The organism is Bacillus sp. B19-2 (genome assembly GCF_022832475.1).
Lineage (GTDB): Bacteria > Bacillota > Bacilli > Bacillales > Bacillaceae > Bacillus > Bacillus paralicheniformis.
Genome location: NZ_JALHKQ010000010.1, coordinates 16,146 through 42,835, shown reverse-complemented (window position 1 = coordinate 42,835; position 26,690 = coordinate 16,146). Strand labels below are relative to the sequence as shown.

Here is a 26,690-nt window from a genome sequence, read left to right as displayed (position 1 = left end):
GTGGCGATAGCGAAGAGGTCACACCCGTTCCCATGCCGAACACGGAAGTTAAGCTCTTCAGCGCCGATGGTAGTTGGGGGCTTCCCCCTGTGAGAGTAGGACGCCGCCAAGCTGTTTATATTATCGCGGGGTGGAGCAGTTCGGTAGCTCGTCGGGCTCATAACCCGAAGGTCGCAGGTTCAAATCCTGCCCCCGCAACCAAATATAATTTCCATACAAAGAAAATAAATAAATAAAAAGTGGTCCGGTAGTTCAGTTGGTTAGAATGCCTGCCTGTCACGCAGGAGGTCGCGGGTTCGAGTCCCGTCCGGACCGCCATGTTGTACACAAACGAAATCTTTGAGGTTTTCGTTTTTTTTTATGTCTTCTTTCAGGTCTATGCTGAAAGCTTGGCTTCATCGGCGTTATTCACAATGTTTGCCGAATTTCTTTATTTCTTGGATAATTGGTGATAATTCGATAAACTAATGATAGTGTTTTGATTGGTTGCAACAGCAAAGGAGCAAATGATCTTATGGACGAATTTGAATTGATTCAAAGGATTACGCCCCGTTCGCTTTTTCACCGGGAAATAGAAATCGGTATTGGGGACGATGCCGCTGTTTATCATACAAAGAACGGTTATCATGAGATTGTTGCGGTCGATACGATGGTCGATGGTATTCATTTTTTATCATCCCATTCATCGCCTGCCGATATCGGATATAAAGCATTGGCTGTGAATATTAGTGATATTGCCGCGATGGGAGGCAGCCCCAAGTATTATCTTGTATCCATCGCTGTTCCTTCCGGCTGGCGCGCGGCGGATATTGAAGCCATGTATGAAGAAATGAATAAACTGGCGACACTATATCAAATGGACTTAATCGGCGGTGACACCGTATCTGCCAACGGGCCGCTCGTTTTGACCGTAACAGTAATCGGCGAGATTGAAAAGGGCAGATCTTGTTTAAGAAGCCATGCCGAACCCGGGGATGTCGTTTTTGTGACGGGAGAACTTGGCTCATCTGCTGCCGGTCTGGCTTTTATATTGGGCCAAGCAGAGATGAAAGATGAGAAGCAGTCTCAATATTTTATAAAGCGGCACAAGAGGCCTATGCCGAGGGTTGAGGCAGGTTTGCTCTGTTCACGCTATCATCATGTGGCACTTAATGATATCAGCGACGGACTTGCCAGCGAATTAAATGAAATTGCCGAAGCGAGCCGTGTTTCCATTGACATATATAAAGAGTTGATTCCAATCCATTCGGATTTACATACATTGCACACAAAATGGGAAGAGTGGGTCCTTTTCGGCGGTGAGGATTTTGAACTCGTCGGTACGATTTCTAATGATCAATGGGAACGTTTTAGCCAGGAATGCTCTGAGCGTCATGTGCCGGTTTATCAAATCGGCCGCGTTACACAACAAGGGCAGGCGGACGTGTTTTATCATAATGGACAGGGCCGCGTTCTTCTCGAAAAAAAAGGATATAACCATTTTAAACAAGACAGGTGACAAGTAAAGTGAAAACGTTAGAGTGGAAAACGACAGAGCCTGAAGAGACAAAAGACATTGCCAGACTGGCAGCAAAGTATGTTCAGCCCGGTGATGTTATCACATTGGAGGGCGATCTTGGAGCAGGCAAAACGACTTTTACGAAAGGATTTGCCGAAGGGCTCGGAATCAAGCGGGTTGTCAGCAGCCCGACTTTTACCATCATCAAAGAATACCGGGACGGCTCTCTTCCGCTGTTTCATATGGATGTTTACAGAATGGAAGATGAAACGGAAGATCTCGGATTAGATGAATATTTTGAGGGAGACGGCGTCTGCCTTGTGGAATGGGCGCATTTGATTGAGGAGCAGCTTCCGAAAGAACGCCTTGAGGTGGTCATTAAGCGGCTTGGCGATGATGAACGAAAGCTGACCTTTACCCCTAAAGGCAGCCGCTACGAAAATCTTTGCGAGGAGATCAGCAAACATGACGATACTTGCGATTGATACATCCAATTTAACGCTCGGTGTGGCATTAATTAAAGACGGAAAAGTGATAGCCGAGCATATATCCCACTTAAAGAAAAACCATTCGGTCAGAGCTATGCCGGCGATCGATGAACTCCTAAAAGAGTGCGGTCTAGAGCCGAATGACCTGACCCAAATTGCAGTTGCCAAAGGTCCGGGTTCATATACAGGCGTGCGGATCGGTGTTACGATTGCCAAAACGCTTGCATGGTCATTAAATATTCCGATTAAAACCGTTTCAAGCCTAGAAGTGTTGGCGGCAAACGGCCGTTTTTTCCAAGGCTTGATTTGTCCGTTGTTCGATGCCAGACGCGGTCAGGTTTATACGGGACTATACCAGTATAGGGACGGCAAACTGCATGGCTTGGAAGAGGACCAAAACATTCTGCTTGAGGATTGGCTTAAAAAGCTGAAAGCCATGGATCAGCAAGTCCTTTTCATAGGAAGTGACACAGAGATTCATCAGGAAATGATCGAACAGATTCTCGGTGAACAAGCGGTCATTGCTGGCCCTGCCCTGCAGCTTCCACGACCTTCAGAATTGGCTTTAATCGGAGAACTTAAAGAGGCCGAGCCTGTGCACAGCGTTGTTCCAAACTATATTCGTCTGGCCGAAGCCGAGGCCGTCTGGCTTGAAAAACAAAAGTAAACGGGTGAAGCCATGAACACGCAAATGGTCATACGCGATATGAATCGAAAAGATTTGGACCAGGTTTTTGAAATTGAAAAAAGCTCTTTTTCTTCTCCGTGGAAAAAAGAATCTTTTCATCATGAGCTTTTTCACAATATGTATGCACATTACCTCGTTCTCGAAGTTGAGGAGCAAGTTGTCGGCTACTGCGGGATTTGGATCGTCATGGATGACGCCCAGATCACCAACATTGCCGTTTCCCCTGCATATCGGGGCCGCCGTTTCGGAGAAGCTCTTTTGAAAGCCGCGATGAAGCTTTGCCGGATGAAAAAGGCGGTTCAGCTTTCTTTAGAGGTGAGGGTATCGAATCATATTGCACAAAGCTTATACAAAAAGCTCGGCTTTGAGCCGGGAGGAATTCGCAAAAATTATTATACCGATAATGGGGAAGATGCATTATTAATGTGGGTGAGACTAAATGAATCATAAAAAAGATCTGTATGTATTAGGAATCGAAACAAGCTGTGACGAGACGGCCGCCGCGATTGTCAAAAACGGAACGGATATCATGTCAAATGTCGTAGCGTCGCAAATCGAGAGTCATAAACGGTTTGGCGGCGTCGTTCCCGAGATCGCATCAAGGCATCACGTGGAACAGATGACGATCGTGCTTGAGGAAGCCTTTGCACAAGCGGACATGACATTTGATGACATTGATGCCATCGCAGTAACGGAAGGACCGGGGCTTGTCGGCGCTTTATTGATCGGCGTGAATGCCGCGAAAGCGCTCAGTTTTGCCCGGGGCATACCGCTCGTAGGCGTCCATCACATTGCCGGTCACATCTATGCCAACAGACTTGTTCAGGACATTCAATTTCCGGCGATTGCCCTTGTCGTCTCAGGCGGCCACACCGAACTCGTGTATATGAAAGAGCACGGCTCATTTGAAGTCATCGGAGAGACGCTTGACGATGCGGCAGGCGAAGCCTATGACAAAGTGGCGAGAACGATGGGGCTTCCTTATCCGGGAGGACCTCACATTGACAAACTTGCGCAAAAAGGCGAGGCAAATGTGCCGCTGCCGCGCGCATGGCTTGAAGAAGGTTCTTATCATTTCAGCTTCAGCGGATTGAAGTCCGCAGTCATCAACACGCTTCACAACGCTTCGCAAAAAGGTGAAACGATCGCTCCGGAAGATTTGTCAGCCAGCTTTCAGGAAAGCGTCATTGATGTCCTCGTCACAAAAACGGAACGTGCTGCGAAAGCTTATGGGGTCAAACAGGTGCTGCTTGCCGGAGGAGTTGCTGCAAACAAAGGGCTGAGAGCGGCGCTCGAAAAAAAGTTCAGCAGCCATCCGGAGATTGAGCTTTTGATCCCGCCGCTTTCGCTGTGTACGGACAATGCCGCGATGATTGCCGCCGCAGGTACGGTTGCTTTTGAAAAAGGAATCAGAGGAAAATATGATATGAACGGTCAGCCCGGCTTAGATCTGACGTCTTATTAAAACCTCACGCTCTGTGAGGTTTTTTTGCCCGGGAATAGTTATTAACAGGTTGTTAACATATATCCACAGTCTTGTGTATAATGTTAAAAACCTTAATTTACAGACCTTTTTTACCTGTTAATAATGTGTATAAATATTATGTTTTTTGTGGATATTGTGGGTAAATCGCTTTCTTTCTTTTAAATAAAGGATTTTAATTGTGGACAAAAAAACCGCTCCGGCTTGGAGCGGTTCACCCTTTATTCATTTGTAGAGAGTGTTTCCCATTCTGATAACAGTTGTTCAAGCTCCTCATTCAGCCGTTCATTTTCAGAGTGGATTTCCTGGACCTTCTCATGGTCTTGGAAGACGGCGGGGTCGCACAGGAGCTCTTCATTCTTTTCGATCTGTTCTTCAATGTCCGTAATTCTTGTTTCGATTTCTTCAATCCTGCGCTGCCGCTGGCGTTCTTTTCTTTTCAGCTCTTTTTCTTCTTCATAGCTCTTTTTTGCGCCCGGTTTTTCGGAAGCGTTATTCTGACGCTCTTCCGTCTGTTTTTCTAGTTCTTTCAGTTCAAGCTGCTGCGCTTTTTTTTCTGTGTAATAATCGTAGTCGCCTAAATATTCTTCGGCTTTGTCGCGGGAAAGCTCCAGTACTTTTGTCGCGATCCGGTTGATAAAATAGCGGTCATGGGACACAAATAATATCGTTCCCTGGTAATCGATCAAAGCGTTCTCCAAGACTTCCTTGCTGTCCAGGTCGAGATGGTTTGTCGGCTCATCAAGGATAAGGAAGTTCGCTTTTTGCAGCATCAGCTTGGCGAGGGCAAGTCTCGCTTTTTCGCCTCCGCTTAACGCGTGCACAGGTTTTAATACGTCTTCTCCCGAAAACAGGAAGTTGCCGAGGCAGGTCCGGATATCCTTTTCATTCATCTCCGGATAATCGTCCCAAAGCTCGTCAAGCACACGTTTTGACGACGTCAATTCAGCCTGTTCCTGGTCATAGTAGCCGATTGAGACATGGGAGCCTGTCGCGATTGTTCCCGACACCGGCTGCAGCTTTTGAATCAATGCTTTCAAAAGGGTTGACTTGCCGATTCCGTTCGGCCCGACCAGGGCAACGCTTTCCCCGCGGGTAATGCGAAAGTTCAATGAACGGAGAAGCGGGGGCTGCTCCTGATAGCTTACTGTCAAGTCTTCCACCCGCAGTACATCGTTTCCGCTTTGCCTTGTAATTTCAAAGCGGAAAGTCGCCGACTTTTCATCTCCGAGCGGTTTGTCCATAATCTCCATCCGTTCAAGCTGCTTTCGTCTGCTCTGCGCCCGTTTCGTCGTCGAAGCTCTGGCCAGATTCCGGTCGACGAACTCCTGCAGCTTGGCGATTTCGTCCTGCTGCTTTTCGTAAAGCTTTGTTTCCTTTTCCAGCTGTTCGGCTTTTAATTGGAGATAAGAGCTGTAGTTCCCGGTATATTTTTTGCTTTGGGACCGGCTGATCTCGTAAACTTGGGTAACCACTTTGTCAAGAAAGTACCTGTCATGGGAAACGATTAAAATCGCTCCGCTGTAGTTTTGCAAATATTGTTCAAGCCATGTCAGGGTGTCGATATCCAAGTGGTTTGTCGGTTCGTCCAAGATGAGGAGGTCGGGTTTTGTCAAAAGCATTTTTCCGAGGGCAAGCCTTGTTTTTTGACCTCCGCTTAAGTCCTGGACGCGGACGGAGTCGTCAAATCCCGCAAAGCCGAGCCCGTGCATGACGGATCTGACCTCTGCCTCATATTGGTAGCCGCCTTTGTCCTTGAACTCCTGCTGAAGCCTGTCATACGTCTTCATCAACGATTCAAGCGTGTCCGGTTCGGCCTGCGCCATCTTTTCTTCGATCGCGCGCATTTCTTTTTCCATTTTTTTCAGAAAATCAAATACCGACAGCAATTCCTCTTTGAGCGTCAGCTTGGAATCAAGGCCGGAATGCTGGTCAAGGTAGCCCATCGTCATATCTTTCGGCTTGATGATGTCCCCCTTTTCATATGAAAGTTTTCCTGCGATAATCTTTAGAAGAGTCGATTTTCCGGCGCCGTTGCGTCCGACGATCGCAATCCGGTCCCGAGATCTGACTTCGAGTTTTATATTCGTTAAAATCGTATCGGCTCCAAACGATTTTGAAAGCTGGTTCACTTGTAAAATCATCATGATCTTTCACCTCTTGTCTGCTATTTTAAGTGTAGCCTATCACTGCGCAGTCAGCAAACAATTAAGTGAAGTCTGGAAGATTTTAGCCAAAGAAAAAGACAGAATGAAAAAAATAGTGTATGATCGTTATAAGGAGAGTTCAGAACATGAATGAGTTTACACATTTTAATGAACAAGGCAGAGCCAAGATGGTTGATATAAGCGAAAAGGAAGCTTCAGTGCGCACAGCTGCGGCTGTTTCAAGCGTGTCTATGAATCGAACAGTACATGAAAAAATCAAAAACCGGGAAATCGGAAAAGGCGATGTATTGGCGGTGGCGCAAGTGGCCGGAATCATGGCCGCAAAACAGACATCCGCCATCATCCCGATGTGCCATCCCATCGCTCTGAAAGGAGTCGACATCACCTTTCGCTGGGAGGAGAAAGAACAGAAGAGCATTCTGCATATTCAATCTAAAGTGAAGACCAAAGGGAGCACAGGTGTGGAAATGGAAGCGTTAACTTCCGCCTCCGTATGTGCGCTGACCGTATATGACATGTGCAAAGCGGCGGATAAGGGAATGGTGATAGGACCGACCTTTCTTCTCGAAAAGACAGGCGGGAAAAACGGTGACTATAAAAGGGAAAAAGCTGATGTAGACATGGAGGATTAGTTTATGAACATGGATCATTCAAAAATTCCGCAAGCGACAGCGAAAAGGTTGCCATTATATTATCGTTTTTTAAAAAACCTTCATGCATCCGGAAAACAGCGTGTATCTTCCGCTGAGCTGAGCGATGCCGTCAAAGTCGATTCCGCGACCATCCGCAGGGATTTCTCGTACTTCGGCGCGCTCGGAAAAAAAGGATACGGCTACAATGTCAATTATTTGCTGTCCTTTTTCAGAAAGACGCTTGATCAGGATGAAATGACAAACGTAACGCTCATTGGCGTGGGGAATTTGGGGACAGCCTTTCTCCATTACAATTTTATCAAAAACAATAATACAAAAATCGCCATGGCGTTTGACATCAATGAGGAAAAGATCGGAACCGAGGTCGGGGGCGTTCCCGTCTATGATCTGAATAGACTTGAAGAGCATATGACGGATGATATCCCCGTCGCCATTTTGACGGTTCCGGCTCAAGCCGCACAGTCGATTACAGACAGGCTGGTGGCGCTTGGCATTAAAGGCATTCTTAATTTTACGCCGGCCCGCTTGAATGTGCCGGAACACATTCGCATTCATCATATAGATTTGGCGGTTGAACTTCAGTCGCTGGTGTATTTCATGAAACATTATTCAATGCAGGAAAAGTAAAACGGAAAACGAAAAATAAAGGAAAGGGGGCAGGCTTTATGCCAATCGGTCCTGGAAGCTTTATTTTAATTGTCGTGGTGGCGCTTTTGATATTCGGCCCGAAAAAACTTCCCGAGCTGGGAAGAGCGGCGGGAAACACGCTGAGGGAGTTTAAAAATGCGACAAAAGGTTTGGCTGACGACGATTCCGATAAAAAGAAAGAAGATCAGTAGGATAGGATGACATTTATGAAGGAAAGAGAAATGTCGCTGATAGAACATATCACAGAACTACGCAGACGGCTTGTGATCACTTTTTTCTTTTTTGTTTTATTTGTTGCGGCAGGCTTTTTATTGGCAAAGCCGCTGATTATCTATTTGCAGCAGACAGATGAAGCGAAGCTGCTGACGCTTAACGCGTTCAAGCTGACCGATCCTTTATTTGTGTACGTGCAGTTCGCGTTCATCATCGGCGCCGTCTTGACTTCGCCGCTTGTTTTATACCAGCTGTGGGCTTTCATCAGCCCGGGGCTGTATGAAAAAGAACGAAAAGTGACGCTCAGCTATATTCCGGTATCGATTATTCTTTTTTTAGGCGGCATTGCCTTTTCTTACTTTATTTTATTTCCGTTTGTCGTGGACTTTATGACGAGAGTCTCAAATGATCTGAATGTCAACCAGGTCATCGGAATACACGAATATTTTCAGTTTCTGCTTCAGTTGACGCTTCCTTTTGGCTTATTGTTTCAGATGCCTGTGGTCATCATGTTTATCACAAGGCTCGGGCTCGTGACGCCGATGTTTTTGGCGAAAATCAGAAAATACGCATATTTTGTGTTGTTCGTCATTGCGGCGCTCATTACACCGCCTGAGCTTTTGTCGCATTTAATGGTCTCGGTGCCATTGCTCATTCTTTATGAAGTCAGTATCGTGATTTCAAGAATATCCTACAGGCAGGCGCAAAAAACAATGATTCAAGAGGAAAATCAGGCGTTTTTGAACGACCATACAAAATAAGAGCCATTCTTTTTCAGAATGGCTCTTTTCCTTCACAAAAAAGGCTATTGATCTTTTCGCTTCATCTTTCCGGCAAGGGCGAACATTTTAAAGGAAATGCTGATATTATAGGCTGCGAAAAGCATCAGCAGGATCGTATAAAAAGACCACATGTTTCCGGGCGAGGTTGCCGCCAGATACGTAAACAGCACACCCGTTAATAAGTAAAGCGCTCCCCAGAATGTAGGGCTTCTCATCATAGAAATCCTCCAATAATCATTTGCATTTTCTCGACGTGTTTCAAGTATTCTTCAATAGGCTCCCGGAATGTCTGCAGCAAGACGACGAAAGTATTCATGGCGACATGGGCGAAAATGGGCACGATAATCCGGTTGGTCCTGACATATAAAAAGGCGAATGTGAATCCCATTGCCGTATAAATAAGCAGATGGCTGAAATCCAAATGGACGATCGAGAAGAGCACTGAACTGAACAGAGCGGCAACGAAAAAATTCGTTTTCTCATAGATCGCACCGAAAATGATCTTTCTGAAAATGATTTCTTCAAGAATCGGACCGAATACAGAAGAGACAAACATCATCAGCGGCAATGCGGTGATGATTTCCATGATCCGCTGCGTATTTTCGGATTCCGGGTTGACCCCGAACAAGTTCATTTCGATCGAAGCGGCAATTGTCTGCGCAAACAAAGCGAGAAAGACGCCGGCTACCGCCCATCCGATTGACGCTCCAACCGATGCTTTCGGACGGTTGCGAAGCGTCGTCTTCGGCACCGTCCGCAAAATCAGCAGCACGATAACGAGACAGAGGGTAAACGCGATGACAGACCATACGCCTGTCAATGTAAGCTGGGCTTCAGCTTTGGGCTGTCCTCTGCCCACTCCCAAGAAGTAGAGAAGAGGCAAGCCGACATAGGCCGACAATTGCATGAGAACGTATGCCAATATAATAAACCAGTATTGTTTTCTCAAGCTTTATGTACTCCTTTTCTAAAAATCTAAATCAGACTATGTTTATTGTAACACACTCTTTTTAAATTATAGGATGATAAGGATATGCGGAGAAATGTAAGCGCAAAAAAATTTGACCTTTTCACTTGAAATTGCCTAGGAGATTCTTTATTATAAGAATTGTGTTAGCACTCACCGAGTGCGAGTGCTAAAATTACATATGAAAATATTGAGGAGGTTGTTTCATTGTTAAAGCCATTAGGTGATCGCGTTGTCATTGAGCTCGTTGAGTCTGAAGAAAAAACTGCCAGCGGAATCGTACTTCCTGACTCCGCAAAAGAAAAACCACAAGAGGGTAAAGTGGTTGCAGCCGGTTCAGGCCGTGTGTTAGAGAGCGGAGAGCGCGTTGCATTAGAAGTTAAAACAGGCGACCGCATCATCTTCTCAAAATATGCAGGTACCGAAGTGAAATATGAAGGTACTGACTACTTAATCTTGCGTGAAAGCGACATTTTAGCTGTAATCGGCTAAGTCATAAATAAAAACGAGACAATTATATAGGAGGTTCGAATAACATGGCAAAAGATATTAAGTTTAGCGAAGAAGCCCGCCGTTCAATGCTGCGCGGTGTAGATGCATTGGCGGATGCTGTAAAGGTAACTTTGGGACCTAAAGGACGCAACGTCGTTCTTGAGAAAAAATTCGGTTCTCCATTAATCACAAACGACGGTGTTACCATCGCGAAAGAAATCGAGCTTGAAGACGCGTTCGAAAACATGGGCGCAAAGCTTGTTGCTGAAGTTGCGAGCAAAACAAACGATATTGCCGGTGACGGTACAACAACAGCGACAGTTCTAGCTCAGGCGATGATTCGCGAAGGTCTTAAAAACGTAACTGCCGGCGCTAACCCTGTAGGCGTGCGCAAAGGGATCGAGCAGGCTGTGGCTGTAGCGGTTGAAAGCCTGAAAGAAATCTCCAAACCAATCGAAGGCAAAGAATCAATCGCACAAGTTGCTTCAATCTCCGCTGCTGACGAAGAAGTCGGAAGCCTGATCGCTGAAGCAATGGAGCGCGTTGGCAACGACGGTGTCATCACAATCGAAGAATCCAAAGGATTCACAACAGAGCTTGAAGTGGTTGAAGGTATGCAGTTCGACCGCGGATATGCGTCTCCTTACATGGTGACAGATTCCGATAAGATGGAAGCGGTTCTTGAAAATCCGTACATCTTAGTAACAGACAAAAAAATCACAAACATTCAAGAAATCCTGCCGGTGCTTGAGCAAGTCGTTCAGCAAGGCAAGCCGTTGCTTCTGATTGCTGAAGACGTTGAAGGTGAAGCTCTTGCAACATTGGTTGTCAACAAGCTTCGCGGAACATTCAACGCAGTGGCTGTTAAAGCGCCTGGATTCGGCGACCGCCGCAAAGCGATGCTCGAAGACATCTCTATCCTGACAGGTGCCGAAGTGATCACAGAAGATTTAGGTCTTGACCTTAAATCAACTCAAATCAACCAATTGGGACGCGCTTCTAAAGTTGTTGTGACAAAAGAAAACACAACAATCGTTGAAGGTGCGGGAGATACAGAGCAAATCGCTGCACGCGTCAACCAAATCCGCGCTCAAGTTGAAGAAACAACTTCTGAGTTCGATAAAGAAAAATTACAAGAGCGCCTTGCTAAGCTTGCAGGCGGCGTAGCTGTCATCAAAGTCGGCGCTGCGACTGAAACAGAATTGAAAGAACGCAAGCTTCGCATCGAGGACGCCCTGAACTCTACTCGCGCTGCGGTAGAAGAAGGAATCGTATCCGGCGGTGGTACAGCTCTTGTCAATGTTTACAATAAAGTAGCTGCCCTTGAAGCTGAAGGCGACGAACTGACTGGTATCAACATCGTTCTTCGCGCTCTTGAAGAACCAATCCGTCAAATCGCACACAACGCGGGTCTTGAAGGATCTGTCATCGTTGAGCGCCTGAAAGGCGAAGCAATTGGCGTAGGCTACAACGCTGCAACAGGCGAATGGGTGAACATGATCGACAAAGGTATCGTTGACCCTACAAAAGTAACACGTTCAGCTCTGCAAAACGCAGCTTCTGTAGCGGCTATGTTCCTGACAACTGAAGCAGTTGTTGCCGACAAGCCTGAAGAAAACAAAGGCGGCGGCGCAGGAATGCCTGACATGGGCGGAATGGGTGGCATGGGCGGCATGATGTAAGCCCACTTAAAACCCCTTGAAAATCAAGGGGTTTTTTGTTTTGTTTATTAAATTGGTCACGAAATGGTCACATCCATCATGATGATTGGATTTTCATTGATAAGTCATTTACAAATGAATTGAATTGTTGCGAAGTTTTAGTGGTATGCAGATAAACTTTTCTAGTCACTTCGTCTTTTTCGCGGCCTAAAATTTTCTGGATTTCTTCCAAAGGAACACCGGCTTCGACTGCAAGGGATGTAAAGGTGTGACGGAAAGTGTGTTGAGTGATTTTTTTGTTTAGGTACATTCGTTTTAAAATGCTTCTCATTCTTGTATCCATTTTCTTTATGTTTTCGGGATTACCATCCGGACGGGAAAAAATGAAATTATCTTAGCTAAATTTTTCGCCGTTGGCATATGCTATCTTTGCCTATTTAAATTTAAGCCTTTTTAAGAGCGCCGCTAAAATCGGAAAGCAGGTACTTCTCCTACAGTTGCTGGTGTTAGGATGCAATAAATTTTAATTAGATGCTTTGTTTGTTGGGCAATACAATGTCTTTGTAACTTTTAAATTCGAGCATTGCTTAAAAAGGCATGTAGTCCACCTTGATAAGAATATAGTTCTGTTTTTAGTGTTAAAGAAAAGCCCTAAAAAGGGCAATTCTCAATTATTGACTTCAATTGTATGTTTTACATCTTTTCCGAGACTATCAGCTTTATCATCTATTGGAGCATCAACCCGAATTTCGATTGATTTCAAGTCTTTAACAGATGAATTTTTCAAGATGTAAACATTGTGACCTTTATTTTTAACTTTCCCTAAATATTCTCCTTCGATATGTTCAGAAAGTAACACCTCGGGTTCAAGCTGTTCCTTAGTATCAGTAATGATTTTCGCTTGCCCTAAGAAAAAGCTTACGTCTTTATCAGAAGTATTTTCGCCTTCCATTTCAATTGTTATTGCGTTGATTTTATCTCCGACTTTCGCATCAAGAAGCGAGGCGGTTTCTTCGTTTTTTGGCTCCAATTCCTTTAATTGAATGGCACTGATCTCATATTTCATAGGGCCAGTTGAGCCTTTAATATTTACATTTTTATTAGTGAAGACGGTAGTCGCTTTCATGTCCCCATCTTCTTGGACATCTTCGTTATCTTTTTTACTATCAGATTCTTTGTTCTCGCTTGCTGTTGTTTCTTTTTTGTTATCATCTTTTTTTGCGCCCTTCTTTTAGTTGCTCCGAAATGATTTCGAGGGCAGCATCTAAAATCTCCTGTGTTATTTCTCCTTGACGGGCAGCGATGAAGGTTTTTGGATCATTTAAGATTTTTTTAGCTGTATCAGTGAAGATTCTTCTTTATTCCATTAAAGGGCCATATAGTGGAGGTTCACCGAAGGAGAATAAAGGCTGAATAATTGCGAGGGGAATGGAAGAAGGCTAATCATTAAAACGGGGCGCATATTCTGGAACAAATAGGCACTTTTGTTGAATAAGGAAGAACATTCTATTACACTAGGTTTAACGGGAATATTCTTAAATAAACTTTTTGAGGGGTTGCATATTACTATGACTAGCAATGCCAATCAAGTTGTTTTAAACATTCGTTTCAAAGTTAAAGCAGGCAAAAAAGAAGCTTTTCGAAAATCACTTTATTCACTTGTTGAAGTGATGTCAAACGAACCTACCTTTATAAATGCTATTATAAGTGATGATATTGAAAAACCAGATGATATAGTAATTTATGAAATCTGGCAAGGTACAAAAGACAGTTGGTTACAGGAAGAATTGCCAAAGCCTTATCGAAAAAAATATGAAGAAGTTCTTGGTGATCTCCTTGAGGATAGAATAATAAGTTATTTAACCCCAAAAGGAGAATGGGGAAGTAATTTAACGAATGTCAGTCGCTGATTTAAACTTGGCCAGTTATCTTTAGGCCGGTGTAATAGGAAGAAAAACTGTTTATGTCGCTGTTTTTTAAGGTGATTTCAACTTGAAGAACGTTTTCTAATATGTCCTTCATTGGTTCTTTCTTCATCTTCACCAAGCTAATCAACTGATAACTCCATGGTGATACCTCTGCTGGAATACCCCCTTGTCTATAAGCACTATATGAAGATCGCAACTTTGTTCAGCAAAAGGGCGCGATTGCGGAGCGAAAAAAGCCCAATTTTTCAAATTCAATACTGAGAAATTGGGCTTTTAAATATTAGCATTTTCCTGATCTTACGCTACCCCTTATTAAGTTTGCATTTCTAATTTTCTAAACTAGCTATTTTGGTCACAAAACTGGTCACACTTTGGGATTTTGAAGGTGTATGTCTCTGAAATGAATTTCCAGTAAAATACAACCTATTCCGAGAAAAATCAATTTGCGTATGGGAATATACATTCGTGAAAGGGATTGTTCTATGTTTTATGTTCCAATCCGAGAAAAATCCGACAAAAAGGGGGATAAAATGGGGGACTTTCTCTATTCCATTTTGTCATACGATAGAGACAAGAAAAACGAACGTATACCTGAGTCCAAGAAGGAGGGCCTGCGGACATTGATCTTTTGCACACGGATGTTGTGCAGTTAATTGGTGGCCGTTTTTTTATTGGGCAGAATGGGAGACGCACTTTCCCTTATTTGAAGTGACCCCAAAAAATAAGAAATTAAGTTGTTCATCAAACATCAATGTTGTAAATTGATCGAAAGATAATTTGTTGAACTTTGGATAATTAAGGTATAATGGGTTCTGAACTTTTAACAGAAAGGTTAAACAATTAATGTCGCACAACAAACTAATGTTTTTGCTTTTATCACTTTCATTTATTATTCACCTGCTCGGTACAATTTTTGACCCTGCGGCTAGCTGGAAGTCCTGGCTGGTGAACATCGCATTCATTTTACTGGCCCTTCTATTTTTAAATCTTACTTTAAAAGAAAATCAACAGAACAAGTAGCGACATGCCTTTCTCAAAGAGAAGGGCATATATTTTATATTATGAACTTCGGTAAGAGTAGCCTTAATAAATGTCCCTCTAATTCTGCATCTGATATTGGGGCAAATGTGCAAATGGCATTTAAATCGCAAGACCATGGGGGTTTTATAAAAATGGTCAAAAAAATTGTAAATCGATGCAATTCATTTTCCCTGCTGGGGACAATCTTTTTTATCGGCAGTTATTTTACGTACAAATTTAATGGCGTAGAGCTGGTTGGGTTCCTGTACTCAGGCATCATTTTTTTGATAGTCCTGATCGCAACTACCGTAATGTTAATTAGGCAAAAAAGAAAAGGAACCAATAAAAATAAACAGGCTTAAATGCATGCTTTAGCTTCCCTCCATTAGTGTAACCTTTCCAATCCATAATATAGATCATCATTAAAGCATCATACGTCCAGTACATCAAATATCATCTCCTGTTCATACTAATAGCGGGAGGTACATCGACTTATGCTGAAAATTTGGATGACTGGACTTTTACTTTTAGCGCAGCCCGCGGGGCATTCTGACAGCTTAACGATTACCCAGCAAGGGAAGAAAGTGGCCGTTTTGAACCGCGAAGATTTTACAATGCCGCTTCCCGGGACACCGTTGATTGATGATAAAAAATACGGCGAGTTCGTTGACAGGCTTGAGCGGAAAGTACACAAGGATCCCGTCAACGCCGTGATCAATGATCAGGGAAGGATCGTTCCCGGCAAGGTTGGCTACAGCCTTTCCAGGAAGGGGTTTAGAGAGCAGTTTTACGCGTATTTTTATGGGGATGGCCCGTCCGCAATCGAGGTGCCTGAATTGAACGTTTACCCGAAAGTGGACAGCGAACTGCTTTCCCATATCCGGACACAGCGGATCGGCCAGTATGTGACGTATTTTAATTCCGGGAATAAAAGCAGGACGCACAACATTTCACTCGCGGCAAAAGCGATCGACAATCATGTTGTGTTTCCTAATGAGACGTTTTCATTTAACAAAGTTGTCGGTATGAGGACGCCGGACAAGGGGTATATGAAGGCTCCCGTGATCGTGAGAGGCGAATTGTCTGAAGGGGTTGGGGGAGGCATTTGCCAGGTTTCGTCGACATTGTTTAATGCGGTTGACCGGGCAGGACTGGAAATCGTCCAGCGCTATTCCCACAGCCGCCGTGTCCCTTATGTTCCGCCGGGGCGCGACGCGACGGTCAGCTGGGGCGGGCCTGATTTGCGCTTTCAAAATAAATATAACCAGCCGGTCTTGATCCGAGCAAAACGGCATGGAGGAATGATGGTTGTTACACTTTATTCTTCTGATGTTGTCAATCATCAGCTGCGGAAGGTCCCGAAGGCTCCGTCTGAAATCCCAAAAGAAGAACATCAGAGCGGGGATCACTAGAGGCGAATGTTCAGCTGGCGCTGCACTTGTTCACACAATGTACAATAAAATCCTTTTGCCTGTATGATAGGATGAATCAAGGACACATCTTTAAGACAAGAGGAGATGATCGAGTGACATGGCTTTTTGTAACCTTTTTGGTGATCTTCAGTCTTTTTAAAATACTGGTCACTTGCCTTCCGAGCGGTGTTGTAGAGTGGCTGACCGGCAAATTTCAAGTTCATGTGAAGCTGGAAGAAGCGAATGTTACAGTGACGTTCGGCGGAAAGCGTTTAGAGGGATCTGACAAGAGTCAATTTATTCAACACTTTAATGAAGCCGTATTTATGGAGCGGTATTACATCTACCCGGGAGACGAGCCGCTGTATGTAAATCCGAAAAACGCCGGGACACCGTTTGTTATCGAAACAAAAAGAGGAAAAAACGCTGTGAAGCTGTTGGTTTACAGATACGATGATCATATAGACGTCGTTAAACAATATAAGAAAAAGACGGCCGCTTATTGTCTGCGTTCTGACAGTCTGCAAACATGCAGGGGGCTCAAAACGGCGGATTTGGTTTAAAAAGCAGGAAAAAACCTGCTTTTTTTATGATATGAAATAAAGCCTGACAGCGCTGTAACCGATCAAAAATAAACAAGCAGCGATCGTAAAGATACATTCTCCTTTTTTATTCTTCTTCAAAAGAACGAATGAACGCACACCGATGTTCAGCCCAAACAGGATGAAACCCACATTCAAATAAACAGGATTTAAACCGGATGGAATGATGAGGAGAATTATGCCGGCAAGCGTGATATAATGGAACGCTTTGACAAGCGGCGGTTCTTTTTCCCGCGCTGTACGACTGTCCATTTCACCATCACCTTTCATTAGCAATAAAATCCTTGTATTGCATATTATTCTAATTTAAAATGTGGTTGATGAAAAGTCTTGCAAAGGGAGAAACGCCATGACCATACATATTCAACAGCTTGATGCCCCTCTGAAGCCTGAGTTTGTTGCTGAACTGATTAATTTGTGGAATGATAATACATTGGAAACGGCTGATTGCAGATTGGATGATCAAGATAGAGAAATGATACAGCAGCAGCTGAAACAATATGCTCAATCCGCATACGGAGCGGTTTTTGCCGTCGTGAATGAGAAGCAAGAAGCGGTCGGATACGGGCTGGCCTCTATTAAGAAAGATTTGGTCAGCGATTGTCTGAGCGGGCACATCGATGAAGTGTACATAGCCCCGGGCTATCGAAGAAACAAACTGGGGAAGCTTGTTGCAGATCGTATGATGGATTGGTTTGAACGGCATCAAGTGTCTCACGTTCAAGTATCAGTTGATATCGATAATCAATCGGCGCTGCATTTTTGGGAAGGCATCGGATTCAGCAGTGAATTTTACCTTCTGACACATTAATTTTTTGAATCATGGAGGCGATGCCCTCACCATTATGACCCGGCCGCCTCGCTGAAAAGCCCCTTTTTCATTGCAAAGGGGCTTTTTTAATGAGTTGAGGAGAATTATGATGCGGTGAATTGACGAGAGTCGGGACTTCATAAGCTTCCATCTCTTTTGACGCATAGGGTTTTAAAAGGCTTTCTAAATACGCAAGGTCTTGATTTTCCGGATTCAGCCATTCCTTTTCAGCCTGACGATCAAGAATGACAGGCATGCGGTTATGAATATCTTTCATCAAATCGTTGGGCATTGTCGTAATGATTGTGCATGTATAGACGGGCTTGCTGCCTGCAGGCTGCCACTTCTCCCAAAGCCCCGCAAACGAAAACAGTCCATTTGTTTTGAGCTTGATCCTCATCGGCCGTTTTGTCTTGGCATCGGTGCGCTTCCACTCATAAAAACTGTCTGCCGGAATGAGGCACCTTTGTCTGATCAGCGGCTTTCGAAAGCTCGGCTTCTCAGCCAAAGTCTCGGCGCGCGCATTGATCATTTTATAACCGATTTTCTCATCCTTTGACCATGGCGGAATCAATCCCCATCGCAGCCGCCCCAGCCGGTTATGAGAACCGTCGCTGATGACGGCGAGAATGAACTGGGAAGGCGCGATGTTATAACTGGGGCTGTAATCTTCAATCGTCATTTGATCAATCTCGAAACGATCAATAATCTCATCAAATTCAGAAAAGAGCGTAAACCTGCCGCACATCTTAGATCACCTTTTTTTGTTTATTGAAAGTTTGAGGCAAATAGATTTTTTATATATAAATGGCCAACAAGGCCGCTGCAACAGCCATGACAAAGCAGTCATCGCCCGTCATGGCCACGCCGTTTTTGATGAATACGCTGCAGGTCCAGTTAAGCGCCGATCCTTCCGCGGTCCGGTCAATCAGCTTTTTACCTGCTGTGTAAACACATGCTTTAAATAAAGAAAACGAAATGGAACATAAAATAAAGAGCAAAATAAACTTTACCACCAACGCCAGCATTGCTTTTTCACCCCGACATATTTTGTAAGCTCCACCTTCATTTTACCAATAAATTCATATGTTAAAACCTCATTCTTATTTTATTATATTGACCGAATGATCAGCAAACGCTACAATTTATACTAACCGATTGGTCAATAACGAAAAGGAATGATGATCAATGCCTTTACAGCTTTATGAAAAAGAACAAATACTCGATGCCTGTTTGGAAGTTTTTGCGAGGCGCGGCTATGCTAAGACTTCGACCGGAATGCTGGCGGAAGCGGCCGGCATTTCAAAGGCGCTGATTTTTCATCACTTTAAAAGCAAAAAAATCCTGTACTTAACTGTGCTCGATTATTGTATTGAAAAGGTAAAGTCGCGCCTTTCCCTTGATGACCTGTCGTCTTATCATGATTTTTTTGAAGCGAAAGAAAAAATAAGCCTGGCTAAGCTTGAGTTTTTCGCGGATTATCCAAACGTATATAAGCTCACGAAAGAAGCCTTTTTTTCACCGCCTTCCGAATTAAAAGAAGAAATCGCCGCAAAGTATGGGGAGCAATTTGCCGTTAGAAATCGTATTCTAAAACAGCTTTTTGCGAAAGTTCCGTTGAGGAAAGGAGTCGATCGTGAAGAGGCGTTCGAACTCATCATGGTCATGATGGGGCATTTTGAACAAAAGTTTCTAGCGAAAGTAACGGCTGAAAACGATTATGATTCAGCTTGGAGCAGACATCTTCTTGAAGAACGAAAACGGTTTTTGGATATGATTCGTTTCGGTATTGAAGGCGAATAAAAAGGGGGATTTCTGATGGGACACTATGTATTGGGCTTTCATGAGGTCGATCGAGCCGATTTGCCGCTTGTCGGGGGAAAAGGGATGAACTTGGGCGAATTGTCCAAAATGGACGGCATTCAAGTGCCTCCCGGCTTTTGTGTAACTACAAAGGCATATGAAAGGATGATCGGCGAAAACGGCAGTGTCAGTGAATTGATTGATCAGCTGTCTCTTTTAAAAGTGAACGATAGAGAGCAGATTAACGAACTCTCCCTCCAGATCCGCAATGGTATTGAAAGGGCCGAAATCGCCGAAGAGATCAAAGAAGCGGTTAAAAGCGCTCACTCAAATGCTGGCGGCGGTGCATATGCCATCCGATCAAGCGCTACAGCGGAAGATTTGCCTTATGCCTCTTTCGCTGGGCAGCAAGATACGTATTTAAATATAAAAGGAATAGAGGCGATCTTGAAGCATATCAGCAAATGCTGGGCTTCACTGTTTACAGAGCGGGCCGTGATCTACCGGATTCAAAACGGTTTTGACCACCGTAAAGTTCAATTATCGGTCGTCATCCAGCAGATGGTGTTTTCGGATGCGTCCGGCATTTTGTTTACGGCAGATCCCGTTACATCCAACCGGAAGGTCACCTCGATTGATGCGAGCTTTGCTTTGGGAGAGGCGCTAGTATCTGGAACGGTTTCAGCAGACAACTATAAGGTTCGCGAAGGCGCGATCATTCAAAAAACGATTTCCGAGAAAAAGACGGCAGTCTATTCTTTGGAAAGCGGCGGCACTGAGGCGCGCGAAGTCGAAGCGGGACGCCGGAAAAAGCAAACATTAACAGATGAACAGATCATACAGCTCGAAAAACTAGGAAGGAGAATCGAAGCTCATTTCGGTTTTCCGCAGGATATTGAATGGTGTCTGGCTGATGGCGAATTTTTCTTTGTCCAGAGCCGGCCTGTAACGACATTGTTTCCTCTTCCGAAACAGAGCGATGACAAGCTGCGCGTCTATATGTCTGTCGGGCATCAGCAAATGATGACAGAGCCGATCAATCCGCTTGGGATATCGTTTTTCGGGTTGATCTCGGATTATGAGCTGACTTGTGCAGGCGGAAGGCTTTTTATTGATTTATCACATGATTTGGCATCTTTTTCCGGTCGGAAAGTCGTCCTCAGTACGGCGGGGAAAAATGATCCTTTCATGCATAGCGCTCTTGTAAATTTTTTAAAAAGAAAGGAGCTTGTCAAAACCCTGCCGAAAGGGAAGCGGATGTTTAGGTTAGGGGCTGAAGGGCTGTCATGGTCACTGCCGGCTGATGCGCTGAAGATTTACCGAAAAAACGACACAGGTGTAGTCAAACGGCTCATGTCCAAAGCGGAAGCATCCATTCATGAGGCTGAACAGCGATTGAAAAACGCATCGGGTGAAACGCTATTTGCACAGATAGAAGAGGATCAAAAAAGCTTGAAAAAAGTTCTCTATGATTCAGAGAGCATGGCTGTGATTATGGTTGGTTTATATGCGGTATACTGGCTCAATCGAAAAATGGAGAAATGGCTTGGCGAAAAAAATGTCGCCGATACCCTTTCTCAATCGGTATTGCATAATGTCACATCTGAAATGGGCTTGGCGCTTTTGGATGTTTCCGATGCTGCCAGAGGATACCCCGAGGTTCAGAAATATTTAGCGGATGCCAATGATGAAACCTTTTTCGAAGATCTCAAACAGCTTGACGGCGGTCCCGCCTTTAGCAGCGCATTGCGGGCATTCCTTGAGAAATACGGCATGCGCTGTACCGGTGAGATCGATATGACCAAGACGCGCTGGAGCGAACGCCCTTCCATTCTTGCTCCAGTCATTTTGAGCAACATCAAGAACTTTGAGCCCGGTGCCCGAACGGTGAAGTTTGAACAGGGACGATTGGAAGCGGGGCAAAAGGAGAGGGATCTGTTAAGCCGTCTGCAACAATTAAAGGGAGGCAGACAAAAGGCAAAAAAGACAAAGAAGATGATCAGCGTTTTGCGGAATTTTATCGGTTATCGGGAATATCCCAAATATGCTCTGATCAAACGTTATTTTATATATAAGGAAGCGTTGATGAAAGAAGCCGCCGTTTTGCAGCGAAAGAAGCTGATTCAAGCGAAGGAGGATATTTATTATCTGTCCTTTGATGAATTGAGAGAGGCCGTTTGCGCTAATCGTCTCAATGTGAAGATGATCGAGGAAAGAAAAGCAGAATATCAGTATTATGAAAAATTGACGCCTCCGCGAATGATGACTTCAGAAGGCGAGGTCATTACGGGAGAAGTTCTGGGAGATCACATTCCGGCGGGAGCGTTGGCGGGCGTTCCTGTTTCATCGGGAGTCATCGAAGGAAGGGCAAGAGTGATTCTGAAATTGGAAGAAGCCGATATCGAAGAGGGGGATATCCTTGTCACGCCTTTTACAGATCCGAGCTGGACACCGCTGTTTGTCTCAATCAAAGGTTTGGTGACTGAAGTGGGCGGCCTCATGACACATGGCGCCGTCATTGCGCGGGAATACGGGCTTCCGGCGGTGGTGGGGGTTGAGCATGCGACAAAAGAAATTAAAGACGGACAGAAGATCAGGATAAACGGATCGGAAGGCTATGTTGAAATACTCGAATCATAAAAGCGAGCGCAGCTTCAAGCTGCGCTTTAACGTTTATAAAGGTCGGCGGACAACATCCATTCCATCAAGTGCTGGTAAGGATAATAGGTCGTTCCATTTAACTCAATTTTAGGGATTTCAGGATATTTGCGCAGCATTTCTTTCGTTTCTTCTTTGCTTAATCCTAAATAATATTGTAAATCTCTTTCTTTGATTAAATGTGGATAGCCCGAATGGTTCCCTTTTGGGTTTTTAAAGTTTTTCAAACCGTCTCCGATAAAATAGCCTAAAGCCGCTAAACCAAGCCCGATCCAAAACAGGTTCATCTCCATGTTTACCATCCTTTTCGCATATTGCTTTATCTGTCATACGAAAAGGATTGAAAAAAGTTTCAAGGTCAAAGGCTTTGCCGGTTCAGCATCTCATAAAGAACGACGGCATGGTTATGGCGCTCATCCTTTGCACCGTAAAGCAGAATAACGGTTTCGTCCGCAGCCATTTCTTTTAATTCCTTGAAGCTTCTTTGTTTTTCAGGGTGTTGTTTGATTTCGTTTTGATAGGCTTCTTTAAACGATTCGAATTTTTTCGGGTCATGGCCGAACCATTTTCTTAAATCAGGACTTGGAGCGATTTCTTTCATCCAGCAGTCAAGGTTCGCTTTTTCTTTTGATATGCCGCGCGGCCACACACGATCGATTAAAATGCGGCGTCCTTCTGCCTGTTGGTTTTCATGATAAATGCGCTGAAGAATAATCGGCATCTGGATCACTCCTTCTCATTTTATGATAAACCGGCCGGCTGGAAGGAACAACCTCTATTGAAAAGCCTATGCCAACAATCCTTTTATTCGATGGAATGTTTTAAAGAACTGTACATTTGGCTGACGCTTTCATCGATTTCATCTCTTGACATCCGCAAAGCTTTTTCCGATCTGGCATAGCCGATTTCTAAGCGGCCTTCTTCCAGCCCTTTGAAAATTGCGTCGGCAAATTCATCTAAAGGAGCTCCGAAATCATGCAGTCCGACACCGCCCAGATCCGTATTGACCGCGGGAGGAGCGACCTCTATGACCTCAACGCCGGCCTCGGAAAGCTGATGTCTTAAACTCATCGTAAAAGAATGGAGAGCGGCTTTTGTCGATGAGTAGATCGGTGCGATCGCCATCGGTGTAAACGCCAGGCCTGATGTTACATTGATGATCGCTGTTTCCCCCGGTTTTTCGGCGAAGTATTGGCTAAAGAGCATGGCCAGGTGGATCGGCGCCTCCATGTTGACGGTGATTTCTTTTTTGTAGTCAGCCCAATTGTCTATGACATCGGCTTTTAAAATGTGGTAGCGCTGCTGTATGCCCGCATTATTCACAAGTATGTTTACGCCAGGGTGACGTTCTTTGACCCATTCAAATAATGCCAGTCGTTCCGTTTCATCGGTTACATCGCATACACGGGTGATCAGCTCCGGATATTTTTCCTTTGCTTCTTTCAGCTTGCTTTCCCTTCTCCCGCAGACGATGACCGTATTTCCCGATTTCATAAATCGTTCGGCAAAAGCAAAGCCGATTCCTGATGCACCGCCTGTGATCAGTACTGTGTGTCCCGACAGTTTCATTGAAATCCCTCTTTTCCGTCAAATTTTCAAACAATAAGTTGAACATCTTTTCTGATCCTATACTAGACCCTTCATTTTCCAAAATGCAAGTATTCCGATTAGACGGTATGTTCCGATTGCATTATTATTGAAAAGTGAAAGGGGTGGAATAAAATGTATGAAACGACTGTCGAAACGTGCTTCGGAAAGCTGAAAGGCAGAGCGGAAAACGGTGTCCGTATCTTTAAAGGCGTTCCTTTCGCAAAACCTCCCGTCGGCGAGTTAAGGTTCCGGGAACCGCAGCGCATGGAGGCTTGGGAAGGTGAGCGGGAGGCTTTTCAATTTGGTCCGGTTTGTCCGCAGCCCGACGGGGTATTGCCCCAATCAGAGGGGGTTCAAAAATCTGAGGATTGCCTGTATTTAAATGTGTACGCACCTGAAGAGGCGGATGGGGGTCTGCCTGTTATGGTGTGGATTCATGGGGGCGCTTTTTATCTCGGCGCCGGCAGTGAACCGTTCTATGACGGGACTCAGCTCGCAAAGCAGGGAAAGGTGGTCGTGGTCACCATCAATTATCGCCTCGGTCCGTTCGGTTTTTTGCATCTTTCTTCAATTGATGATTCCTACCCAAGCAACCTTGGCCTGTTGGATCAAATCGCGGCGCTCGAGTGGGTGAAAGAAAATATCGCTTTCTTTGGCGGAGACCGTCATCATATTACGGTGTTTGGAGAATCGGCGGGCTCGATGAGCATTGCTTCGCTTTTGGCGATGCCGAAAGCAAAGGGGCTTTTTCAACAGGCAATTATGGAAAGCGGGGCTTCCGCAACAATGTCTGAAAAGCTTGCAAAAGCCGCAGCAGAAAGATTCTTAACGATTCTCGATATTGATCATCATCACCTGGAGCGCCTTTGCGATGTATCTGATCAGGAACTTCTTCAAGCCGCCGATCAGCTGCGTACTTTAATGGGAGAAAATATTTTTGAATTGATCTTTCAGCCTGCACTTGACGAAAAAAACCTGCCGCTGAAGCCGGAGGCCGCCGTCGCGAAAGGCGCGGCAAAAGGGATCAATCTATTAATCGGAACAAACCGCGATGAAGGCGCCTTGTTTTTTGCCTCTGATTCGGAACTTTTGCCTGAGAACAAGGTTAATGAGATTTTAGAAGAATACATGGGAAAAGAGGCCGCTGAAGCCGCGGTGTCTCTGTATCCGAGATCATTAGAAGGCCATGTTGATATGATGACAGATCTGATCTTTTGGCATCCGTCCGTTGTGTTCGCTTCGGCTCAATCACGACATGCATCTGTCTTTATGTACCGGTTTGACTGGCATTCCGATTCGGAGCATCCGCCGTTCAACAAAGCGGCACACGGCTTAGAGATTCCGTTTGTATTTGGCAATATGGACAGTTTGGAACAGCTGACAGGTACGAAGGCTGGGGAGGAAGCGCGTCAGCTTGTTAAACAGATTCAGGCTGCCTGGGTGTCTTTTGCCCGCTCCGGAAATCCGAGCACCGATCATGTCAGCTGGCCTGATTATCATGAAGATTCACGGAAAACGCTCATTTTTGATCAAGAGATCGCAATTGAAAACGACCCGTATTCAGAGAAGAGAAAGCTGTTGACAGCCTCGAACCAGCAGGTTTAGAACAAGCGGCTGACCTGAGGTCAGCCGCTTTGGTGATAGCGTTCGCTTTGAATGGCTTCAAGCGATTTGCCGCGTGTTTCCGGCGCCATACGGAGCCCGATGATCATATGAATGACGAGAAACGCAATCATGACGGCGCCGGCTGTTTTAAAGCCCAATCCCGTAATCATCGCAGGAACGACCAATGAGATGAGTCCGACGCCGATGCGGACGATGAAGAACATGAAGCCTTGGGCGAGCGCCCTGTATTTCGTATGAAAAAGCTCTGCCGCCCACAGCCCGTAAAACGCCTGCGCTCCAAATCCCGCAGAAATGCCCCACAGGCATACGAATAATAAAAGCTCTGTGATGTTCATCGTGCCGAAGGTGAGGATGACCCATGCGGCGGTTGCCATGGCTGCTCCTATGCCAAAAAGCGTTTTTCGATTGACTTTATCGCCGAGACGGATAAAGACGAAGTATGTGGACGCCACTGTCAAAATCCATAAAAATGCCTGCAGCAGGTTGGCTTGCGCTGCTGTTAAACCGCCGACCGTCTCATAAATATACGGCATGAAATATCCCATTGTTCCGGCAACAAGGTTCCAAAACGCGTAAATTCCGATGAGAAGAATCATGGCGCGGAGGTTCGCTTTGTTGGTCAACAGCTCTTTGATCGATGCCTTTTCTGCAACTCCTTTTGCTTTGTCTTCGGCTTCTTTTCGCTTTTGCTCCTCCCAGATGGACGATTCGTGAATCTGCTGCTGCAAAATCCACGTGATGACCGCGACAACGAATAATTGTGCAAAAATCAACCGGCTTCCCAGCAAACCGAGCGGCGCCAAGGCAACCGATAGCAGCAGCGTAAGCGCCGGTCCGACCGACCATGCCAGCTGCCCCCAGCCGACGCGTCCGGCGCGTTCGTGATCAGGCGCCTCCTCGGCAATGTAAGTCCAAGCAGCCGGAATCGCTGCGCCCACCGCAATTCCCGTCACGATGTAACCGGTTAAAAGCATTGGAAAATTAAACGACATGGCGATCAGCAAAACGCCAAGCATATAGACCAATAGATCGTATTTGTATATGAATTTTCTCCCGTAACGGTCGACTAAAAAACCGCCGAGAAAAGCGCCGATCGCCGCGCCGAAACCATTTGCGCTTAAGGCGCCGAGAAGCCCGACCCGGGCGTCGTCCAACCCTAAATATTCAACCCATAACGAAAGCCCGCCGGCCCCTGCGACGATTGATCCCGCCTCCAAATAGTTGGACATGGCAACCGTGATCGTCGACTTCAAACTGCCTTTTTTTCTCCCTGGCATGATTCGTTCCCCTTTCAAATCAGAATTCTTTTCTGACAGAAGCCGGATTGATGCGTTGAATGCTGGATTTTTCCTAAGTGAGTTATGCGAATATGTAAGCGTTGTCATTTTCTGATACCGACCCTGCATCCGTTCCAGCTTGCACGCTGTTGCGAATGTTTTGCTCATAGTATTACTTTATTCGGAAAACAAAAATAAATCAACATATAAATCAGAATATTA

At 45.1% G+C, this 26,690-nt stretch carries 30 protein-coding genes, 2 tRNA genes, 1 rRNA gene and 1 pseudogene; 21 read left to right on the top strand and 13 right to left on the bottom strand.

Annotated features, from left to right (window positions below; genetic code table 11):
• The 8 genes from rrf to tsaD form a co-directional block, all read left to right on the top strand.
• Positions 1-112: ribosomal RNA gene (gene rrf / locus MST20_RS20910) — 5S ribosomal RNA — on the top strand; the annotation flags it as partial.
• Positions 113-124: 12 nt separating this feature from the next.
• Positions 125-201: transfer RNA gene (locus tag MST20_RS20905), tRNA-Met, on the top strand.
• A gap of 40 nt (positions 202-241) precedes the next feature.
• A tRNA-Asp gene (locus MST20_RS20900) sits at positions 242-318 on the top strand.
• Positions 319-514: 196 nt separating this feature from the next.
• Positions 515-1,498, top strand: coding sequence for a thiamine-phosphate kinase (thiL, locus tag MST20_RS20895; RefSeq protein ID WP_243944575.1), 984 nt, complete (start codon positions 515-517; stop codon positions 1,496-1,498).
• A gap of 8 nt (positions 1,499-1,506) precedes the next feature.
• Complete coding sequence (gene tsaE, locus MST20_RS20890) at positions 1,507-1,983, top strand: tRNA (adenosine(37)-N6)-threonylcarbamoyltransferase complex ATPase subunit type 1 TsaE (protein WP_243944573.1); 477 nt, start codon at positions 1,507-1,509, stop codon at positions 1,981-1,983.
• A complete protein-coding gene (tsaB, locus tag MST20_RS20885; RefSeq protein WP_243944571.1) occupies positions 1,964-2,653 on the top strand; it encodes a tRNA (adenosine(37)-N6)-threonylcarbamoyltransferase complex dimerization subunit type 1 TsaB in 690 nt (229 codons plus the stop codon). The genes tsaE and tsaB overlap by 20 nt, the downstream gene beginning before the upstream one ends.
• Positions 2,654-2,665: 12 nt before the next feature.
• The gene (gene rimI / locus MST20_RS20880; protein WP_243944569.1) at positions 2,666-3,124 is read left to right on the top strand and encodes a ribosomal protein S18-alanine N-acetyltransferase; all 459 of its coding nucleotides are present in this window, start codon (positions 2,666-2,668) and stop codon (positions 3,122-3,124) included.
• Entirely contained in the window at positions 3,114-4,139 is a 1,026-nt protein-coding gene (tsaD, locus tag MST20_RS20875; RefSeq protein WP_243944567.1) for a tRNA (adenosine(37)-N6)-threonylcarbamoyltransferase complex transferase subunit TsaD, read from the top strand. The genes rimI and tsaD overlap by 11 nt, the downstream gene beginning before the upstream one ends.
• Positions 4,140-4,378: 239 nt before the next feature.
• Here the strand turns inward: tsaD and MST20_RS20870 are convergent, their stop codons facing one another.
• Entirely contained in the window at positions 4,379-6,304 is a 1,926-nt protein-coding gene (locus MST20_RS20870) for an ABC-F family ATP-binding cassette domain-containing protein (protein ID WP_243944565.1), read from the bottom strand.
• 146 nt (positions 6,305-6,450) lie between these two features.
• On the opposite strand from MST20_RS20870, the gene moaC reads away from it, so the two are divergent.
• The 4 genes from moaC to tatC are packed head-to-tail and all read left to right on the top strand — an operon-like array spanning position 6,451 to position 8,600.
• Positions 6,451-6,957 carry a cyclic pyranopterin monophosphate synthase MoaC gene (gene moaC / locus MST20_RS20865; protein ID WP_243944563.1) on the top strand — a complete coding sequence of 169 codons (507 nt, stop codon included), beginning with the start codon at positions 6,451-6,453 and terminating at the stop codon, positions 6,955-6,957.
• Between the two features lie 3 nt (positions 6,958-6,960).
• Entirely contained in the window at positions 6,961-7,605 is a 645-nt protein-coding gene (locus MST20_RS20860; RefSeq protein WP_035337111.1) for a redox-sensing transcriptional repressor Rex, read from the top strand.
• Positions 7,606-7,643: 38 nt separating this feature from the next.
• On the top strand, positions 7,644-7,817 hold the full coding sequence (locus tag MST20_RS20855; protein ID WP_020450330.1) for a twin-arginine translocase TatA/TatE family subunit: 174 nt from the start codon (positions 7,644-7,646) through the stop codon (positions 7,815-7,817).
• Positions 7,818-7,823: 6 nt separating this feature from the next.
• A complete protein-coding gene (gene tatC, locus MST20_RS20850; protein ID WP_243944561.1) occupies positions 7,824-8,600 on the top strand; it encodes a twin-arginine translocase subunit TatC in 777 nt (258 codons plus the stop codon).
• A gap of 44 nt (positions 8,601-8,644) precedes the next feature.
• On the opposite strand, the gene MST20_RS20845 is transcribed toward tatC, so the two are convergent.
• Together MST20_RS20845 and MST20_RS20840 are read right to left on the bottom strand one after the other, a co-directional pair.
• Positions 8,645-8,836 carry a YdiK family protein gene (locus MST20_RS20845; RefSeq protein ID WP_243944559.1) on the bottom strand — a complete coding sequence of 64 codons (192 nt, stop codon included), beginning with the start codon at positions 8,834-8,836 and terminating at the stop codon, positions 8,645-8,647.
• Positions 8,836-9,570 carry a CPBP family intramembrane glutamic endopeptidase gene (locus tag MST20_RS20840; RefSeq protein WP_243944557.1) on the bottom strand — a complete coding sequence of 245 codons (735 nt, stop codon included), beginning with the start codon at positions 9,568-9,570 and terminating at the stop codon, positions 8,836-8,838. The genes MST20_RS20845 and MST20_RS20840 overlap by 1 nt, the downstream gene beginning before the upstream one ends.
• Before the next feature lie 225 nt (positions 9,571-9,795).
• Between MST20_RS20840 and groES the strand changes: the two genes are divergently transcribed.
• Both groES and groL read left to right on the top strand, forming a co-directional pair.
• On the top strand, positions 9,796-10,080 hold the full coding sequence (gene groES / locus MST20_RS20835; protein WP_003179248.1) for a co-chaperone GroES: 285 nt from the start codon (positions 9,796-9,798) through the stop codon (positions 10,078-10,080).
• A gap of 44 nt (positions 10,081-10,124) precedes the next feature.
• Positions 10,125-11,762, top strand: coding sequence for a chaperonin GroEL (gene groL, locus MST20_RS20830; protein WP_243944555.1), 1,638 nt, complete (start codon positions 10,125-10,127; stop codon positions 11,760-11,762).
• Between the two features lie 76 nt (positions 11,763-11,838).
• Here the strand turns inward: groL and MST20_RS20825 are convergent, their stop codons facing one another.
• From MST20_RS20825 to MST20_RS21460, 3 genes and pseudogenes are all read right to left on the bottom strand, one after another.
• Positions 11,839-12,126 carry a tyrosine-type recombinase/integrase gene (locus tag MST20_RS20825; protein ID WP_347880877.1) on the bottom strand — a complete coding sequence of 96 codons (288 nt, stop codon included), beginning with the start codon at positions 12,124-12,126 and terminating at the stop codon, positions 11,839-11,841.
• 282 nt (positions 12,127-12,408) lie between these two features.
• On the bottom strand, positions 12,409-12,867 hold the full coding sequence (locus MST20_RS20820; protein ID WP_243944551.1) for a hypothetical protein: 459 nt from the start codon (positions 12,865-12,867) through the stop codon (positions 12,409-12,411).
• An 82-nt stretch (positions 12,868-12,949) separates the two neighbouring features.
• Positions 12,950-13,096: pseudogene (locus tag MST20_RS21460) on the bottom strand (transcriptional regulator); the annotation flags it as partial.
• Positions 13,097-13,228: 132 nt separating this feature from the next.
• Here MST20_RS21460 and MST20_RS20810 point away from each other — a divergent pair.
• The 3 genes from MST20_RS20810 to MST20_RS20800 all read left to right on the top strand — a co-directional run bounded on the left by MST20_RS20810 (position 13,229) and on the right by MST20_RS20800 (position 16,664).
• Positions 13,229-13,651 (top strand): antibiotic biosynthesis monooxygenase family protein, encoded by a 423-nt coding sequence (locus MST20_RS20810; RefSeq protein ID WP_243944550.1) that lies wholly within the window; start codon positions 13,229-13,231, stop codon positions 13,649-13,651.
• A gap of 1,532 nt (positions 13,652-15,183) precedes the next feature.
• Positions 15,184-16,101 (top strand): VanW family protein, encoded by a 918-nt coding sequence (locus MST20_RS20805; RefSeq protein ID WP_243944548.1) that lies wholly within the window; start codon positions 15,184-15,186, stop codon positions 16,099-16,101.
• 113 nt (positions 16,102-16,214) lie between these two features.
• Complete coding sequence (locus MST20_RS20800) at positions 16,215-16,664, top strand: YfmQ family protein (RefSeq protein ID WP_243944546.1); 450 nt, start codon at positions 16,215-16,217, stop codon at positions 16,662-16,664.
• Between the two features lie 24 nt (positions 16,665-16,688).
• On the opposite strand, the gene MST20_RS20795 is transcribed toward MST20_RS20800, so the two are convergent.
• Entirely contained in the window at positions 16,689-16,955 is a 267-nt protein-coding gene (locus tag MST20_RS20795; protein WP_243944544.1) for a hypothetical protein, read from the bottom strand.
• 97 nt (positions 16,956-17,052) lie between these two features.
• On the opposite strand from MST20_RS20795, the gene MST20_RS20790 reads away from it, so the two are divergent.
• The gene (locus MST20_RS20790) at positions 17,053-17,514 is read left to right on the top strand and encodes a GNAT family N-acetyltransferase (RefSeq protein WP_243944543.1); all 462 of its coding nucleotides are present in this window, start codon (positions 17,053-17,055) and stop codon (positions 17,512-17,514) included.
• Positions 17,515-17,581: 67 nt separating this feature from the next.
• Here the strand turns inward: MST20_RS20790 and MST20_RS20785 are convergent, their stop codons facing one another.
• On the bottom strand, positions 17,582-18,262 hold the full coding sequence (locus MST20_RS20785) for an SOS response-associated peptidase (RefSeq protein ID WP_243944541.1): 681 nt from the start codon (positions 18,260-18,262) through the stop codon (positions 17,582-17,584).
• 49 nt (positions 18,263-18,311) lie between these two features.
• Positions 18,312-18,542 (bottom strand): hypothetical protein, encoded by a 231-nt coding sequence (locus tag MST20_RS20780; RefSeq protein WP_243944539.1) that lies wholly within the window; start codon positions 18,540-18,542, stop codon positions 18,312-18,314.
• Between the two features lie 160 nt (positions 18,543-18,702).
• On the opposite strand from MST20_RS20780, the gene MST20_RS20775 reads away from it, so the two are divergent.
• Both MST20_RS20775 and ppsA read left to right on the top strand, forming a co-directional pair.
• Complete coding sequence (locus MST20_RS20775; protein ID WP_243944537.1) at positions 18,703-19,317, top strand: TetR/AcrR family transcriptional regulator; 615 nt, start codon at positions 18,703-18,705, stop codon at positions 19,315-19,317.
• Positions 19,318-19,332: 15 nt separating this feature from the next.
• Positions 19,333-21,957, top strand: coding sequence for a phosphoenolpyruvate synthase (gene ppsA / locus MST20_RS20770; RefSeq protein ID WP_243944535.1), 2,625 nt, complete (start codon positions 19,333-19,335; stop codon positions 21,955-21,957).
• 26 nt (positions 21,958-21,983) lie between these two features.
• Here ppsA and MST20_RS20765 read toward each other — a convergent pair whose 3' ends face one another.
• From MST20_RS20765 to MST20_RS20755, 3 genes are all read right to left on the bottom strand, one after another.
• Positions 21,984-22,268, bottom strand: coding sequence for a DNA-binding protein (locus MST20_RS20765; RefSeq protein ID WP_243944533.1), 285 nt, complete (start codon positions 22,266-22,268; stop codon positions 21,984-21,986).
• Between the two features lie 65 nt (positions 22,269-22,333).
• Entirely contained in the window at positions 22,334-22,696 is a 363-nt protein-coding gene (locus tag MST20_RS20760; protein WP_075755223.1) for a DUF488 domain-containing protein, read from the bottom strand.
• Between the two features lie 83 nt (positions 22,697-22,779).
• On the bottom strand, positions 22,780-23,544 hold the full coding sequence (locus MST20_RS20755; protein WP_243944531.1) for an SDR family oxidoreductase: 765 nt from the start codon (positions 23,542-23,544) through the stop codon (positions 22,780-22,782).
• A gap of 153 nt (positions 23,545-23,697) precedes the next feature.
• Here MST20_RS20755 and MST20_RS20750 point away from each other — a divergent pair, with 153 nt between their 5' ends.
• On the top strand, positions 23,698-25,170 hold the full coding sequence (locus MST20_RS20750) for a carboxylesterase/lipase family protein (RefSeq protein WP_243944529.1): 1,473 nt from the start codon (positions 23,698-23,700) through the stop codon (positions 25,168-25,170).
• 20 nt (positions 25,171-25,190) lie between these two features.
• Here the strand turns inward: MST20_RS20750 and MST20_RS20745 are convergent, their stop codons facing one another.
• Positions 25,191-26,468 carry an MFS transporter gene (locus MST20_RS20745; protein ID WP_243944527.1) on the bottom strand — a complete coding sequence of 426 codons (1,278 nt, stop codon included), beginning with the start codon at positions 26,466-26,468 and terminating at the stop codon, positions 25,191-25,193.
• Between the last annotated feature and the right edge of the window lie 222 nt (positions 26,469-26,690).